This window comes from uncultured Cyclobacterium sp., from assembly GCF_963976465.1.
In the GTDB taxonomy this organism is placed as follows: domain Bacteria; phylum Bacteroidota; class Bacteroidia; order Cytophagales; family Cyclobacteriaceae; genus Cyclobacterium.
This window is the reverse complement of the sequence record NZ_CAXBOC010000059.1, coordinates 1-16018: the sequence shown is the minus strand read 5'-3', so window position 1 is coordinate 16018 and position 16018 is coordinate 1. Positions and strand designations below refer to the sequence as shown.

Annotated in this window: 14 protein-coding genes; all 14 read right to left on the bottom strand. The window is 35.1% G+C overall.

Annotation, left to right across the window (positions count from 1 at the left end; all coding sequences use genetic code 11):
* Nucleotides 1-195: 195 nt before the first annotated feature.
* Complete coding sequence (locus AAC037_RS05320) at nucleotides 196-1461, bottom strand: hypothetical protein (RefSeq protein ID WP_339902007.1); 1266 nt, start codon at nucleotides 1459-1461, stop codon at nucleotides 196-198.
* A 4-nt stretch (nucleotides 1462-1465) separates the two neighbouring features.
* Nucleotides 1466-2746, bottom strand: coding sequence for a glycosyltransferase (locus tag AAC037_RS05315; RefSeq protein WP_339902006.1), 1281 nt, complete (start codon nucleotides 2744-2746; stop codon nucleotides 1466-1468).
* Nucleotides 2734-4110, bottom strand: a complete 1377-nt coding sequence (locus AAC037_RS05310; protein WP_339902005.1) for an MATE family efflux transporter — start codon at nucleotides 4108-4110, stop codon at nucleotides 2734-2736. The genes AAC037_RS05315 and AAC037_RS05310 overlap by 13 nt, the downstream gene beginning before the upstream one ends.
* Nucleotides 4111-4145: 35 nt before the next feature.
* Nucleotides 4146-6512 carry a GNVR domain-containing protein gene (locus AAC037_RS05305; RefSeq protein ID WP_339902004.1) on the bottom strand — a complete coding sequence of 789 codons (2367 nt, stop codon included), beginning with the start codon at nucleotides 6510-6512 and terminating at the stop codon, nucleotides 4146-4148.
* A gap of 75 nt (nucleotides 6513-6587) precedes the next feature.
* On the bottom strand, nucleotides 6588-7388 hold the full coding sequence (locus AAC037_RS05300) for a polysaccharide biosynthesis/export family protein (RefSeq protein ID WP_339902003.1): 801 nt from the start codon (nucleotides 7386-7388) through the stop codon (nucleotides 6588-6590).
* A gap of 412 nt (nucleotides 7389-7800) precedes the next feature.
* Nucleotides 7801-8508, bottom strand: coding sequence for a sugar transferase (locus tag AAC037_RS05295; protein ID WP_339902002.1), 708 nt, complete (start codon nucleotides 8506-8508; stop codon nucleotides 7801-7803).
* A 326-nt stretch (nucleotides 8509-8834) separates the two neighbouring features.
* A complete protein-coding gene (locus AAC037_RS05290; protein WP_339902001.1) occupies nucleotides 8835-9527 on the bottom strand; it encodes a sugar transferase in 693 nt (230 codons plus the stop codon).
* Between the two features lie 223 nt (nucleotides 9528-9750).
* Nucleotides 9751-10779 carry a uroporphyrinogen decarboxylase gene (hemE, locus tag AAC037_RS05285; RefSeq protein ID WP_339902000.1) on the bottom strand — a complete coding sequence of 343 codons (1029 nt, stop codon included), beginning with the start codon at nucleotides 10777-10779 and terminating at the stop codon, nucleotides 9751-9753.
* 115 nt (nucleotides 10780-10894) lie between these two features.
* Nucleotides 10895-11443, bottom strand: coding sequence for a hypothetical protein (locus AAC037_RS05280; RefSeq protein WP_339901999.1), 549 nt, complete (start codon nucleotides 11441-11443; stop codon nucleotides 10895-10897).
* Between the two features lie 142 nt (nucleotides 11444-11585).
* Nucleotides 11586-12122 carry a hypothetical protein gene (locus tag AAC037_RS05275; protein ID WP_339901998.1) on the bottom strand — a complete coding sequence of 179 codons (537 nt, stop codon included), beginning with the start codon at nucleotides 12120-12122 and terminating at the stop codon, nucleotides 11586-11588.
* A gap of 122 nt (nucleotides 12123-12244) precedes the next feature.
* Nucleotides 12245-12766, bottom strand: a complete 522-nt coding sequence (locus AAC037_RS05270; protein WP_339901997.1) for a hypothetical protein — start codon at nucleotides 12764-12766, stop codon at nucleotides 12245-12247.
* The gene (locus tag AAC037_RS05265; RefSeq protein ID WP_339901996.1) at nucleotides 12766-13356 is read right to left on the bottom strand and encodes a hypothetical protein; all 591 of its coding nucleotides are present in this window, start codon (nucleotides 13354-13356) and stop codon (nucleotides 12766-12768) included. Before AAC037_RS05265 ends, AAC037_RS05270 begins: the two co-directional genes overlap by 1 nt.
* Before the next feature lie 198 nt (nucleotides 13357-13554).
* Complete coding sequence (locus AAC037_RS05260) at nucleotides 13555-15330, bottom strand: ABC transporter ATP-binding protein (RefSeq protein ID WP_339901995.1); 1776 nt, start codon at nucleotides 15328-15330, stop codon at nucleotides 13555-13557.
* An 11-nt stretch (nucleotides 15331-15341) separates the two neighbouring features.
* A partial coding sequence (gene truA, locus AAC037_RS05255) for a tRNA pseudouridine(38-40) synthase TruA (RefSeq protein WP_339901994.1) occupies nucleotides 15342-16018 on the bottom strand: 677 nt, incomplete at its 5' end.

Below are 16018 nucleotides of genomic sequence, written 5' to 3'. Positions count from 1 at the left end.
ACTTTTCACCTTGGAATAACTCAGTAATCTTTTGAACACAAAAAGCTTATAGAACAATTCGGACTCTACCCCCTCTGTTTGAGAAAAAACAGCCTGTAAACAATTTGCCAAAATTCTAGGGCTAGAATAATTGGGTTTAGTAACTATCGCAATTTTTTTCATTTTAAAATCATCTTTGTTTACATTAACCCAAAATTATGAAGTGGGTTTAAAATAAGATTTCATTGATTCCTCCGGTATACTTCTAATAAAGGAGGAGTAACAAACCCCCACCCCTATCCATACCAGGAAATAGTTCATTGTAAATACTTGGACTGTGGACGGGTGTGTATTAATTAACCAAAATAAAATCCACAATGCATATGCTTTGGTAAAATGATTTTTAGAATGAAACAATCCTAAAAATATGGCAGGAATAAGAATTACCAATAATAGGCCAAGGTTTAATATACCACCTTTCAAGATCATATTGAGATAATCTGTTTCAACTGTACCCCTATAATTACCTTGCCCCATTGTAGGGCAATAATATTCACCAAGCATCCCTCTCCCAATTACCCAATCTAATCCTTGCATGTCTTTATAAAAATAAACCTCAATTCCGGTTCGGGTATCTGTAACTCCTCTATCTTGCAAGAAGTACAAAGCCTCTAGCTCTACATTTAAAAACACATACACTCCTCCAATGATGGCCATTAATAGCAACCCTACAAGCAATGTACCGGATAACAGCTTAGATTTAGCACTAATAAAATAGAGATAACCTGCAAAAAGCAACCCCAAAACGCCCATAAATAAAACGCCCCTCCTGGCCCTAATCACGCCTAAAACCAAAACAACCAAAACTGTTACAATAGCAATTAGGTTCTTGGATTTTGAATGATACATGTGGGTGAAAAGGATAAAAATTGCTGTAACTCCCAACGATTTGGTGAAATATTCTACAACACTTCGGTTTCTATCGTCAGGAATTACCTCAGTTAAGATTCCTCGAAACATTAAGCTATACAAAAGAAAAATAACACTAAGTATAAGGATTACCGAGAAAACTTTTTTGTACAACAAGAAACTTCTTCTAAACAATAAGATCAAGGGCACTAAATAAAACATTCCTCCAAACCATGGGTTAAGAAAAATTAATTTTAAGACATCTTTATTAAAAGAAACTCCTCTTAATAATATTATTATGGCCCAAAAAGAAAAAAGAAAAAAGAATATTTTGAGATATTCATTCTCAAAAAAAGGCTTGATAAGGTAAGTACTTGAGCCGAAGATCGCAACCAACCCCAATAACTGCAGAGGCTGAAAAAGCATAAAAGGCATTTCTTTTGTAGACAGTATTGTTGAACTAGCGATATAGGCAATAAAACCCAGCCAGAATACATTTATCGCGATAAGTTCGTTCCTATCGTACTGCAAAAATTGCTTTAATGATGCATTATATTTTTCTACCTTTCCCACCTACTTAATTCTTGCTGGCTTTATGCATTAAATTGATATGCTGATTTATTACTTCATCTTTTTGAAATTCAGGCAATAAATACCCCTCCAGCTCTTTGGAGAGACAATAGTTCAACCCAATTGAAAGATCTTTTTCATTTTTATATTTGGCCAAGTATCCATTTTTTTTATGTGCAATCATGTCCGGAATTCCTCCAACATCAAATCCCACCACAGGTGTCCCACAAGCTAAACTTTCTAAGATAGTTGTTGGTAAATTATCAGCTAAGGAAGGGGCAACAAAAACATTCGAGGCATTGTAAACCAGATTAGTTGTATAATCATCAGCAATAAACCCCATAAACTTACATGGAAATGGAATGGATTCTTGAATCTCTTTATTGGGTCCACTACCAAAAATTAAAAGGCAGACATTGAGTTCTTCATGATTATTTTTAAGGTCTCTTAAAGCTTCCATCAAGTATTTCCAACCTTTGTAAGGACTAGTTATTTTATTGGCACCAAATGAAATGACATGTTGGTATTTGTCAATGTTCAAAATCTTTTTGGCAACTTTCTTTTCAAATGGCTTGAATAGATTGGTGTCCAATGGGTTTGGAATTCGAAACACTGGTTTATTTTTAAGTAATGCACCTTTATTGGCAAGATTATACAGCCACTTACTGGGTGCAACAAAAAATAAGTTATCGTAACCTGAATAAAACTTTAATTTTGCATCAAACTGTTTGTAAGACAAGTCTTTTTCCTTCTCTTCCGGAAACATGGGACAGTTCCCACAATGCGTTAAAAATTTCTGACAATCGAAACTATGAAAACAGCCCCCCGTAATGGTCCACATATCATGCATAACCACAATCATTGGTTTATTTAATTTGGCAAGTTTTTCTAATCCATCAATACTTAAAAAACCTCCAAGAATCCAATGAACATAAATGAAATCTGCTTTCTCTATCCAATCATGTTTGCTAATATCACTTCCAAACAGAGATAAGGCAAACCCTCCTGCTTTTTTATCTCTTTTTCTGGTAACAAAATCCTGAATTTTTTGATTTACTTTTCGAATTATTACTCCCTTTTTACCAATACTTTGAATTTTGGGTTCCCCCTTCACATTGGAAAGCAAAGAAAGAACATAAGAGTCCATACCACGCTCAAGAAAAGCTTCATGATACCTCAGCACGTAATTACCAGAAGGACTGGAGCCATATTGTAAATGAACGACACGTTTCTTTCCCTCTCTATTCACCGATTCTGTCATAGGATTTACACTTTCTACTTGATCCATATTCCTTTCTTTTTCTTATAAATGATGAGGTAATATTGCAGCGGGGCAATAATTATTCCATTAAAGCTTGCTATTAGGGACGAAATAAACAAGGCGTGTACTCCCATACCAAAATAATCTATCAGCAGATAAGCGGATCCAATAAACACCAATGGGCTAATTAGGCTTGACCAAAATTGTATTTTAAGTGCACTTATACCATTTAAAAAATTAACAAATATACTGGCAAACATAAATGAAGTAAAAAACAACAAACCCCACAATGAGAGTGTAAAGTCAATATCTACCTGGTCTTTTAACCACACTCTGTAAACTGTGTCTGATAGAAACAACATTATTACACCACCCAAAACAAACAACATCCCGATTTGTAAGTATTTAATCGTTGCCTTTTTTATCCAATTGATGTCATTTTTAAAAAATGCATCGGTTGAAGCTGACCAAAATGGTGTAAGAAAAATTCCAAAGCCCATTCCTAAAACATTAAAGTACTTGTAAACAACATTATAAGTAGTTACTTCGTAAGGCCCAAAACTTTGGGCAATAATAATATTGGATGTTTGATATTGAATCAAACTAGCTATTTGGATAATAAAAAACACCAGTCCTAAGCTAAATAAATTCTTAGATTGGGATAGATTAACGTGTTTTATAGATGGCTTATACTCTTTGTAATCAGTATTAAAGAAGAAAAGGTTGGCTAAAATAAGTACTGCGATCGGGGCAATACATAATGCGAGTCCAAGATTAATAAGTGAGCCCTCGGTGGTGTAAACCAAAATGACTATTACCAATAATGAAATAATTTGGCCTAAAAAGTTGATAAGCGAAGCTTTAGCCGGTGCTTGGTCTGCAGTCACCAATGTATTGATAATTTTCAATACAAATTGCATACAAAAATAGGTGAATATTATAATGGCTAGAATGGAAAGTTCCATCCTCATTTCGGATGAAGCGTTCAAAATTTCAACCCAATCCAGGAAGGGGTTTACGATTAAAAACACCAGCCATACAGCAGTGAAAACTATGGTTAAAACGGCATAGGTTGTACTAATATACATCCTAGCAGCTTCTTTATCTCCTTTAGTTCTGGCTTCAGCAAATTTATTTCTCAACCCATGGGTCATGCCAACATTGAAAAAACTAAACCAGCCTACAATGGAACTTAATGCCAACCATATCCCATACCTTGTAGGGTTGACATAATCAATGGTTAATGGTACCATTACCAAACTAACGGCAATACTCCCCCCTTTTATTAAAATAGAGCCAATAATATTCTTTTTGGCAAGAACAGTTCGTGCATTACCTTTAGCAAGAAATTTGTTAAAGTATTGATAAATAGATGAAAACAATTTCCTCATTCGAAATAGAAAAATATATACAATAGCTTAAAAAATCACACAGAAATTTTTGCAGTTTTTTTATCTTCCGGATAATAACCGTAGGAATAACCATAATAGCCATTGGCTTGTTTGGCATCATTCATGACCAAAGAAGTATTTCTTAGCTTATGTTTTATGTCAATGTCTTCCATAAAAATAATATTCTCCTTTCTCGTAAAATTATATCGAACCATGAACAATGTCCTGTCGCAATAGGGTGCCAAGTTAAATGCATCTGTCACCGTTCCTACCGGTGCAGTATCAATAATTATATAATCAAACCTTTCCTTCAATCGGCTAATTAGTACCTCAACCTTATCATCTAAGGTTAATTCTGCAGGATCTTCAGGGATATTTCCACATCCAATTAAAGATAGTCCATCGACCTTCTTAAAATCATGGATTATATCATCTATTTTCACATTGTCATTAGACAAATAGTCAGCAATGCCAAGCTTGGTTTTCATATTTACACTCTTAAGTAGCGCAGGCTTTCGCAAATCAAACTCAAGTACTACCACTTTCTTTTTAGCAATGCTCAAACTTGCGCCGAGATTTAAACTAAAAAACGTCTTTCCTTCACCACTAATGCTGGAAGTGATCATTAATACCCTTTCATCTTTGCCTTCAGCTACATACTTGAGATTGGTTCTTAACAATCTAAATTGCTCAGCAATTGGCGTTCTTCTCTTCTCAGAAATAGCCAATAACTCACCACCGTTAGTGTAGTTGCTTATTTCAGATAGTATTGGAACTTCGGTAATGTCTTGTACTTGAGACTTGTGGGTGATTTTACTATTCAAAGCATTTTTAATATAAACAAATCCTAGAGGGCAAATAAAACCTACAATGAGGGCCATTCCAATAATTACCATTTTATTAGGCTTTACTGGTAAAGCACTAGAAGACGCTTTATCGATTACTCGGGCATTTGAAACAGTAGTTGTGGCCAAAGATAAATTTGCTTCTTCTTTTTTAGATTGAAGGTAATTGTACTGGGTTTGTTTCCTACTTTGCTCCCTGGATAACTCCAATAATCCCCTTTCAATTTCAGGCACATTTGAAATTCTACTATTAATTTGATCCAAATTAGCCTTAAGATTTTGACTTTCAATTCTTAAACCATTTTTCATATTGGCGATATTTGTACCAATATTGTTTTTAAGGCTCTCCAATTGAACTTCGATAGTAGTTACCAAAGGGTTATTTGGTTGAACTGTCCTCAATAAGCGTTGTCTTTCATTTTGAAGCCGGTTAAACTCATCTACCAAACTGGTTAATGTCTCATCAATTATAGATAAGTTTGAAGCTACTTCCACTCCAGAGCTGGCCGGATCCCTTAGGTATTCTTCCAAGTAGTCCAAAACCTCCATCTGAGTTTTGATTTCTGAAAGTTGAGTTTCAATTTCTTTACTATTTTGAACCATCAGAGAATTTTCGGTTCCCATGTCAGAAATATTGTTCGACCTCCTATATTCTTCGATTCTCCTTTCAATGTTATTTAACTCTTTCGTTAAAGTATCCAACTGAGAATCTATGAAATCAATGGTGTTACTTGCAGTTACGTTTTTCTCTTTTACTGCCTGAAGATTGTATTGTTCAATCAACTTATTTAGTACATCTTTGCCTTTTTCTGGAACAGCATCTACTAATGAAATATTAAATACAGATGCAAATCTTTGGGATAAATTAACCTGTATTCGCCCTCTATACAACCCGGCGACATAGTCTTTATTTTTAAAATAGATATGGAGAAGTTCTGGCATCTCACCTTGGTAAGTTTCCGATTTATTGATTTTAATCTCACCATACCAATTTTCTATCAACTCACCATACTGGTAAGCTTTCTCTTTGTTATTTTCTTGAATTAAAATAAAGTGATCATCAAATGGTTTCACACTTACCCTTACCTCCTCAGGATACTGACCAACATCCGGCTTTTTTAATAATGTCTTGACGCTTACGGGAACGTTATAGCCATACAATTCCTTCAACCTAGAATACTTATCTTCTGTATAGAAAAAATAGTCAAGCGGCAATTCTTCAACAGCATCTCTCATTAAGCTGTAAGATGCTAAAATTTCCATTTCATTCTCCACCTGTTTATTAGTCTCGTAAGCTTCTAATTCGCTGTACACTGTGTTTTGCGTGAAATCTGAGCTCCCATCTATTTTAATAAGAATGGAGCTAGATATACTGTACAAGGGTGTAGAAAAGAACAAGTATGCAAAGGCCAAGCTTATAAATAAAATAATGGATAGCAAAAACAACCACCAGTATTTTACGTAGCTCAATATTATCAATTTAAAATCCATAGGTCTTGCGTCTTGGTCTATAAATCCATCCAGTAATAGATCGGATAAAATATCAGATTTTTTCATAAGGTTCACAATTTGAACCGATGGTTTACAACCAGGTTAATTTTCTATTTATATAAAAAGGTGAGGTTAAACTTTTTACTCGTTAAGGATATACCGTAAATTAAACATTAGGGAAACTCCAAATGAAACTAAAATACTTAAAATAGTTAACGTTCGTTGATTGGTGCTTGCTTGAACGGATTTAATTTTATCAGGCTCCACATATAAAACGTCATTTTGCTGAAGCATAAAATAAGGAGAATTTAATATAGACTTGTCATTAAGATTGAGCCTAACTGCTTTCCGAACTCCATCTTGGTCACGGATCAGAAGTACATTTTCTCTCTTACCATATTGCGTCATATCACCTGCTAAACCTAAAGCTTCAAGAATACTGATTCTGTCTGTAGCTAGGGTGAAAGTATTGGGATTAGCCACTTCCCCAATTACCGTAATCTTAAAATTCAAATATTGAATATTAATAATTGGATCTTTTACATATTCTTCTAGCAACTCTGTCATTTTTAAAGTTGCTTCTTCCCTTGTAAAACCTTCAATATCGATCTTCCCAATTACAGGAAAGTTAATTTGACCATTTTTGTCTACTAGATACCCCTCATTGGTAGGCAATTGCTGACTCATCATCCTATTCTGCGAATCATTAGAAATAACCCCTGAATTGAAAAGTAAATTCGACTCCGGACTTTGAGTACTTACCACAATTTTAATTAAATCACCACTTTGGATAACCGGTTCCTCAACCTGACTTATATTAGTAGAGTAGCTACTACCTGTTTCTATATCACTGAAATAAACCAGGTTTCTTTTCGCACATCCAAATATTCCCGAAAAGAGGATTATAAAAGTCAAAATTCTAATTAAGCTATTGTTTTTCATTTGTTAATAAAACTGTTTAATGGGTTTTAGCCGTTGAATGGTCAAATTGGGAAAAAAGTTAAAAATAATTTAATGAACATTTATTTAAACACCCCGCAAGTTACTTAATTATCAGAACAATAAGAACTGAGAAGTAAGAATTTAATAGAATAATGGACAAATCTACCCATTACAATTTAAACTTAGTGCCTAAAAAAATAATTTCTATTTAGTAAACTTTTTACCGACACAAAATTATTAAACTTGATGGTTGATCAAGTTAAGCCTTTTTGAGAAATTTGCTTATTCTGATTTCACTTATCTAAAAACCTAAGTCGGCTTCAAATTCAGTTCCTATATCTGCAATTATACCTCCCCACCTCCGAGAGAAAGGATTTGATTTTATTCAGCTGTTTGACCCTTTCTTTAACTTTTAGTAGGCTTTGTCACTTTTAGATATTAATGATACCGCTGTTTCGATTACTATCTTTAAATCAAAAATTAGATTCCATTTTCTTACATAAAAGCTGTCTAACCTATATCGAGAATACAACTCAGTAAAACTTGAAATCTCCCCTCTATATCCTTTGCTTTGAGACAAACCTGTTATTCCAGGTTTAACATGATGCCGAAACATAAAGTTATCTATTTCTTTAGCAAATTCAATATTCATTGGAACAGCCTGAGGCCTAGGTCCAACTATAGACATATCTCCTAAAATTACATTAAATACTTGAGGCAATTCATCAAGGCTAGATTTTCTTAAAAACCGCCCTACCCGAGTAATTCTAGCATCATTTACTGTGGCCTGTTTCGTGTCAGCATCATTGTTTTTAACCATAGTTCTAAATTTATAGCAATAGAACAACTGATTATTTTTCCCATGCCTCAATTGTTTGAAAAACACGCTTCCTTTCGAATCCATTTTAATTAAAATAGCAATAATTGGAAACAACCAAGACAACACAAAAATTAAAGTGAAAACAGATACCCCTATATCAAAAATCCTTTTTCCCAATCTTTTACTGTACTTATCATTACGACCATACAGAATTTCGATTTCTTTGTGTACTGGAGCTTTTACAAAATTTTTCTCTTCTAAGGTTCGACCTATTTTTTGGTCTACTAAAACATTTTCCATCTCTAACAATCTTTACGAATCCTCACAGAAACCTTATTATCTATTTAAAAAACATTAATGTATATTTGAAATACATTTTTACAAATATATAAAGCATTTTTCGCAATGCAAGGAAAAAAAAGAAAAAAAATTATTAAAAAGGCTTTTTTTGTATATAAAATCCATTTTTGTGGTTTTAAAAACAAATTTCAAGCCACGAACTGCCTATAATAAATCCTTTTAGAATGAATGAAAGATTCGGTGTATTCCCGTAAATCACTAAAATTTAACACAAACCAATTAAGTGAACCAAAGCATTGAACTGAAATATAAAAAAAATCAAGAAATTAATAGGCAGCCCCATTTTTTCTTAGAACAGCACCAATAGTCCAAAACAAAATTTTAAAATCAAAAACTAATGACCAATTCCTGATGTAAAAATGATCTAGTTTTATTCTGCCGTAAATATCATAAAAACTTAAAATCTCTCCTCTAAACCCCTTTGATTGAGCCAAACCTGATATGCCAGGCTTTACTGCATGCCTAAACATATAATTGCTAATATCTGTAGAAAACATATAATTCATAGGGACCGCATGCGGTCTCGGACCAATCACGGACATCTCTCCAAGTAAGACATTGAAAAACTGTGGGATTTCATCAAGACTTGACTTTCTTAAAAATTTCCCAAACCTGGTTATACGAATATCATCTTTGGTAGCTTGCTTGGTGTCAGACTCTTTGTTTTTAATCATGGTCCTAAACTTATAGCACCTAAATGTTTTGTTTCCTCTGCCATGTCTCAACTGCTTATACAAAATCGGACCCTTAGAATCCAGTCTTATTAAAAGGGCTATTACGGGAAATAACCAAGACATGATGAAGGTTATAAAAACGATTGAAAAAACCAGGTCAAAACCTCTTTTTACTAAAAGATTAAAATTATCACTAAGAAAAATTCTTCCATCTGGAGTAATATAGCCACTAAGTCTCTTCGATAAAAATTCCGGCTCGTCCTTTCTTCTTAAAAATTGTTCCATGATATGACTTGTAAATCACCGGTAAAAACCATAACTCGTTTTAATGTATTTGAAATACAATAAAGCAAATATATTCAGCAATGCCGGAATTTACAAATAATTTAAAAGATTTATAATCAGACTAACCCATACAAAACCACAAAGACCCACCTGATTCGGGCCTATCGGGTGGGTCAATTTGTTAATTAAAGGTAAACTGCTATACAGATGTACGCTAATTAATTCAGCTGGTATATTCTTTTACGGTCTGAATAAAGAGTTTTACTTTTTCAGGGGAAATATCAGGATACACGCCATGACCTAGATTAGCAATATGCCTTTCTCCTTTAAATTGATCCAGCATTTCTTTAGTTTGTCTGATCAGTACTTCATCTGAAGCATACAAGGCAGCCGGGTCTAGGTTACCTTGTAGAACCTTTTCTCCTTTCATTTGAGCACTTACGGTTCTGATATCCATGTTCCAATCAAGCCCTACCACATCACAGGCTAGATTCTTAATATCTTCTAAAGCGAAATAGGTACCTTTTGCAAAAACAGTGACAGGCACCTCAGTGATTGCCTCACATATTCGCTTGATATATTCCATTGAAAATTCTTTGTATTGATAAGGAGGTAGAATACCTGCCCAACTGTCAAACACTTGCACCAAGTTTGCACCCGCCACTACTTGGGCCTTTAAGTATTTGATGGTTGTTTTTGTGATCTTATCTAAAAGCTGATGTGCCAATTCGGGATTTTGATACAACATCCCCCTGGCTTTAGAAAAAGTTTTACTCCCAGACCCTTCCACCATATAAGCAAATATAGTCCAAGGAGCTCCTGCAAAACCTATTAATGGCACACGTCCATTTAGGCCTCTCTTTGTTAAGCGAATTGCTTCTAATACATAGTTTAAGGACTCTTCGGGGTCTGCAATTTGTAAGCGCTTAAGGTCAGCTGAAGAACCAATGGTTTCAGGAAACCAAGGCCCCTTCTTTTCTATCATTTTATATGGAAGCCCCATAGCTTCAGGAACCACCAAGATATCAGAGAAAATGATTGCTGCGTCCACTCCCAAAAGATCCACAGGCTGGATGGTGACCTCAGCTGCCAACTCCGGTGTTTGAGCCAACTCAATAAAACCACTTACACTTGCTCTTACAGCTCTGTATTCTGGTAAAATCCTACCGGCCTGACGCATTAACCAAACAGGAGTTCTTTCTACCTCTTCACCTTTGATAACCCTAAGGAGTAAATCATTCTTTATTTGCATGCCACAAATATAATTCAACTTAACACAAAAAAGAACTACAAGACATAAACAATAAAGGCCATCTCTGAAAATTCAGAGATGGCCTTTTTAAAATATTCATCTCGCTATTTATTTCTCAATCTATTATCACTACATCCGATTCAGAAACACCTAAAGCTGCGGTTACCGCTTCATAATCATTTAAATCCAATTTGGCATTCTCTTGCAAAAATTCTCCAGGCAAATAAACAATCCTAATAAAATGATTTAAGGTCCAATCATCAGAAACGGTAGTTAAATCCGTATTTCCGGTCATATAAACATTGATAAAATCTGCTGTATACTGATAATTATACATCAATGTAATTCCATCCTCCAGAAAAACTGTGTTTGGCAGAGGTCTCCACAGTGGTTTGTCATCAATCACATTCCACAACATAAACACCAAAAGGTTGTCGCTATCAGCTATCTCAAATCCAAATGAATTAGAAAAGCTATTTTCTTCTGTAAAGTCTACCTCTGTTTCAGCTACTAGGTTTATAAGAGAAATCCCATCCACTCCATCTACTCCATCTTCGCCATCAACCCCATCTACCCCAGGAGGTCCTTGTGGCCCTTCAGGACCTTCACATGCCGGCAGAACCGCTATGGTCACCAAGGCAATTAGGTATACAATTTTTTTCATAGAACTTAATTTAAATCAATATTTCACCAAGCATTTCATGAAAGATAATGTGTAAAATCCCGAATTACAACAAAATATAAAAAAAACAGTCCACCCTTAGGCAAACTGTTTAAATCCTTACTTATCCCCTTTTAAAAGATGCTTAATTTGAATTCCTTCTTACAATCTCTTTTTCTTTTACACCCAACATCTCCAATACTGCCTTATGATCTGAATAATCCATCCTAACATCTATTCTATCAGCAGGAACAATCAAAACCCTGAATATTTGAGCGTCTGTATAACCGGACTCTAAAGTATTGAGGTCGAAGTCTCCATTCATATAAATCGCATAATCATAAAAAGTGAAATCATAATCATAGGAGAAAATACCATTACTATGGAAAACAACCTGAGGAATCAATTTCCAAATATCATTATTGTCTTGATCCAATCCCGCTAACCTGTAAATAAGTACTTTGTCTGATTCCAAGATATCAAATCCGTATTGCCCACTTATACCAAAGTTGCCGGACTGATTGAAATCTCCTTCAATTTCAAATACTTCTCCCACAATATTTACTCCATCTTCACCTGCAGGGCCTATTGGCCCTATAGGTCCTTCACAACTTACCAATACCAAGGCGGTGACAAAAACCAAAAACATCTTGGCACTTATTAAATAACTACTTTTACTCATAATTTTAAAATTTAATTGACCTATTTTAATTTTTTGAAATCCAAAACCATACCAAAAAAACATATAAACAATAAAATATTAGTTCCATATTATTGGCATAAAGTAATTCTCAAGCCTCATTTTCAAGGTTTGATGGGTGCCCAAACCTCTACATAATCGTTTGAAATAATTTTATCTATAAAAATACCTTCTAGTTCAAGGCCTTGTTCCATTGCAAATGCAAGTATTTCTTTTTTGGTTTTTTCCGGTCCGGGCATTACAAAACGATTCATTTCCAGTCTGGCAACAATGGCTTGTGTACAGAGGATGGTCTTATGGCTCCAAGGCTTAACAACCCTATCTTCCTTTAAATTATTCGGTTCATATCCTATAAAAACATGCAGCGTATCTCTTTTTCCTTCCGGCTCTTTATAATATATGGTGTGTAAAGGATTGTCTTCTCTTGCTTCTTCAACCATCTGAAAATGCTTTCCTATCTTTTTATCTTGAGGCGTCCCAACAAAGTCCACCCCTATCAAATTAATTTGACTACAATCGGTAAGCCTAGTGCTAATTGGTTTGAATCCTCCCATATAAAAATACGCCAAGGTCAAAACCATCAATAAAACACCGATTAGTATTGCAACAACTTTTATCTTTACCATTAATTACCAAATAAATATCTTGCTCCAATCGCCCCTTGCCCTTTGAGGTGCAGCCTGTCTACAATTTCTGTCAAAAAGCCCACTTCAACAAATAAGGCAATTGGCAAATCATTCAGGTAATAGGATGAACCAACAAAAATTTCCGGCCCTAAATCAATATTTGAACGACTTTGTATTAATTCTGTGGCACCTTCAGTGGCATTGGGGGTGTTATAAAAGTAATCGATACTTACAGATCGAAACTGAAGTCCTAAACCAGCATAGACGGTCAATTCCCCATTCGAAATATTAAAATCCTCAGAAAAAGATTCTTCATAAATACCTCTTGCTTGAAGGGAAGCGGCTCCCGACACTTGATGGGTAAAATATCGTGCGGAACTTACCGGTCTGTTATTCTCAAATGTACGTCTGTAATATTGCCCGCTATTTTGGCTTCCTCTTCCTACAACACCTTCAAACGAAAAATTGTCGTTTAACGGTATTTTATAGGTAATTCCATAGGGGTCACCTAACCTTAAACCCAGCTGATGCTGCTGACCAAAGGATGCGATAGAAACAAGCATCAATAGTAAAGGCAATACATATTTCATGTGTTCTGACTAAATTTGAGCTACTTTAATAGTTCCATTCTTACGGATGCCCTGTCAACAAGTTACAGTTTAGCTGATAATTTACCAATGATTTAAAAACAAATCATTTATTCCTTTTCAGGGTATTTTTGAATGGTGCATCAATCTGACTTCTCATCTAAAAACAGAATAAATCATTTCTGTTAAAACCTATACTTATCAATCCACTACAACAGATTTCAACTGCATTTGATACAATTGTGAATAAAATCCTTCTTTCTTTAGCAATACATCATGTGTCCCTTGTTCTACGATCTCTCCTTTGTTGAGAACTATTATTTTATCAGCCTTTTGGATGGTGGATAACCGGTGTGCAATGATAATAGAAGTTCTACCATGCATCATTTTCTCTATGGCAGCCTGAATCAATTCTTCCGTTTCTGTATCCACAGAAGAAGTTGCTTCATCCAGTATTATTATTTCTGGATCATATACCATAGCCCTTACAAAGGATATCAGTTGACGTTGGCCTACAGACAAAGTTCCTCCTCTTTCCTTTACATCGTATTCCAAGCCTCCGGGTAAACGCTCTATGAACCTTCTAGCTCCAACCAAATCTGCCGCGTACAAAACTTGTTCTTTCGTAATATCCGGGTTTCCAAGGGTAATGTTTTGAAAAATAGTATCTGAAAATAAAAAAACATCTTGCAACACAACCCCCACATGCTTGCGTAATGTAGCCAAATCAAACTCCTTTATTGGGCTTCCATCTAGGAGGATCGAACCTTTATTGATATCGTAAAACCTGCTGATAAGATTGATAACAGAAGACTTGCCTGCCCCCGTGGCACCTACCAGGGCTATGGTTTCTCCATGATTGGCTTTAAAACTTATGTCTTTCAACACCCAATCTTCCTCATTGTAAGCAAACCAAACATTTTCAAAAGCAATGTTCCCTTTTACCTTTTCTGGAGAATCATTGCCTTCATCCGGAATTTGCTCGTCATTTTCTAATATACCGAAAATCCTGGAAGAACTAACCACTCCCATTTGAAGCGTATTAAATCGGTCGGCAATCATTCTTATGGGTCTAAAAAACAACTGCAAATACATAATAAAAGAGATGAGGACCCCAACTTTTATTTCAAGGTCAAATACACCAGTGGCTCCATACCAAACTACCAAACCAATCCCGATGGCCTGAATGATTTCAGAAACGGGGTAATAAATAGAATAGTACATGACAGACTTAAGATGGGCCTTTCGATGCTCTTTATTGATCGTCTGAAATTTCTCATACTCTCTTTCTTGCCTATTAAAAACCTGGATAATATTCATTCCGGTTATATGTTCCTGAAGGAAAGAGTTCAAGTTAGATACCGCATTTCTAACATCGTTAAATGATTTTTTTACTTTTTCTTTAAATATATAAGTAGAAATAATTAGTAGCGGTAGGGTACAAAGACTAACTAATGTAAGCTGCCAGTCCACATAAAACATCACCCCCAAAATGGCTACCAGCTGCAAAAGGTCACCAATGATTTCAGCCAATCCCTGACTGAAAACATCAGAGAGTGATTCTACATCCGATATATTCCTGGTAACCAACCGACCAATTGGCGTGTTGTCAAAATATTTCAATCGCATTTTCAACAAATGTCGATACAATTTTACCCGAATATCTCGGATAATAACTTGACCAATCCAACCGGAAAGATAAGTATGTCCAAATTGGACTAAAGCATGAACCAGTAATAAACCAACCAACAAATAAGTCATCTTCAGTAAGCCGGCCCCATCACCTATGGTAACATAATCATCGATGGCTTTTTGAATTAACAATGGGCGAGTTGGTGCCAATAAAGCCAGTAATAAAGTAAGTCCCACCAAAAGATAAAATCGATCTTTATATGGAGTTACGAATGTATATAGCTTTTTTAATACTTTGGTGTCAATGATGTCACCACTTTTTATATTTTCTTTTTCAAGTCCCAATATGGTAGATTTTACTTCAAAATTAGATCCGGATAATTCACCTTGCTTAGAAACAAGCCATGAGCTGGAGCAGCACTTCCAGCCAAGTTTCGGTCTTTGCTTGATATTATCTCTGACAAACTACTGCTTTCTAATTGCCCCCTGCCTATTTTTATCAACGTTCCAACAATTGCCCTAACCATTCCTCTCAAGAATCGGTTGGCCTGTATATGAAAGACCAAACCCTTACTTGTTTGTTCCCAGGAAGCATGATTAATTTCACACACAAATGTTTTTACATCTGTTTTCTTTCGACTAAAGCATTCAAAATCCTGTCTTCCAAGTAGTAACGGTACTGCCGAAGCCATAGCCTCCAAATCAAGGTCATAATAACAATGCCAGGCTTTTCCAATCATAAAAGGGTCTTTCCTAAATGTAATATGGTATTCATACCTCCTGAAATCGGCATCAAATCTGGCATGAGCTTTTTCATGTACAGGAATAACATCAAAAACAGCGATATCATCAGGTAATAGTCCGTTAATTCTTTTTAGGAAATATTCTTTAGTGAAATCTAAATTAACATCAAAATGAGCAAATTGTTGCAAGGCATGGACTCCTGCATCCGTACGGCCACTTCCCATAATACTCATGGGCCGGCGAAAAAGGATTGACAAAGCATTTTCTAATTCTTCTTGTACAGAAACGG

Excerpts from the sequence above, each read along its gene's own strand:
- AAC037_RS05295 (WP_339902002.1), bottom strand. The coding sequence starts at position 8,508 with ATGGAAAATGTTTTAGTAGACCAAAAAATAGGTCGAACCTTAGAAGAG.
- hemE (WP_339902000.1), bottom strand. The coding sequence starts at position 10,779 with ATGCAAATAAAGAATGATTTACTCCTTAGGGTTATCAAAGGTGAAGAG.
- AAC037_RS05270 (WP_339901997.1), bottom strand. The coding sequence starts at position 12,766 with ATGGTAAAGATAAAAGTTGTTGCAATACTAATCGGTGTTTTATTGATG.
- AAC037_RS05265 (WP_339901996.1), bottom strand. The coding sequence starts at position 13,356 with ATGAAATATGTATTGCCTTTACTATTGATGCTTGTTTCTATCGCATCC.
- AAC037_RS05290 (WP_339902001.1), bottom strand. The coding sequence starts at position 9,527 with ATGGAACAATTTTTAAGAAGAAAGGACGAGCCGGAATTTTTATCGAAG.
- AAC037_RS05275 (WP_339901998.1), bottom strand. The coding sequence starts at position 12,122 with ATGAGTAAAAGTAGTTATTTAATAAGTGCCAAGATGTTTTTGGTTTTT.
- AAC037_RS05280 (WP_339901999.1), bottom strand. The coding sequence starts at position 11,443 with ATGAAAAAAATTGTATACCTAATTGCCTTGGTGACCATAGCGGTTCTG.
- AAC037_RS05310 (WP_339902005.1), bottom strand. The coding sequence starts at position 4,110 with ATGAGGAAATTGTTTTCATCTATTTATCAATACTTTAACAAATTTCTT.
- AAC037_RS05300 (WP_339902003.1), bottom strand. The coding sequence starts at position 7,388 with ATGAAAAACAATAGCTTAATTAGAATTTTGACTTTTATAATCCTCTTT.
- AAC037_RS05305 (WP_339902004.1), bottom strand. The coding sequence starts at position 6,512 with ATGAAAAAATCTGATATTTTATCCGATCTATTACTGGATGGATTTATA.
- AAC037_RS05315 (WP_339902006.1), bottom strand. The coding sequence starts at position 2,746 with ATGGATCAAGTAGAAAGTGTAAATCCTATGACAGAATCGGTGAATAGA.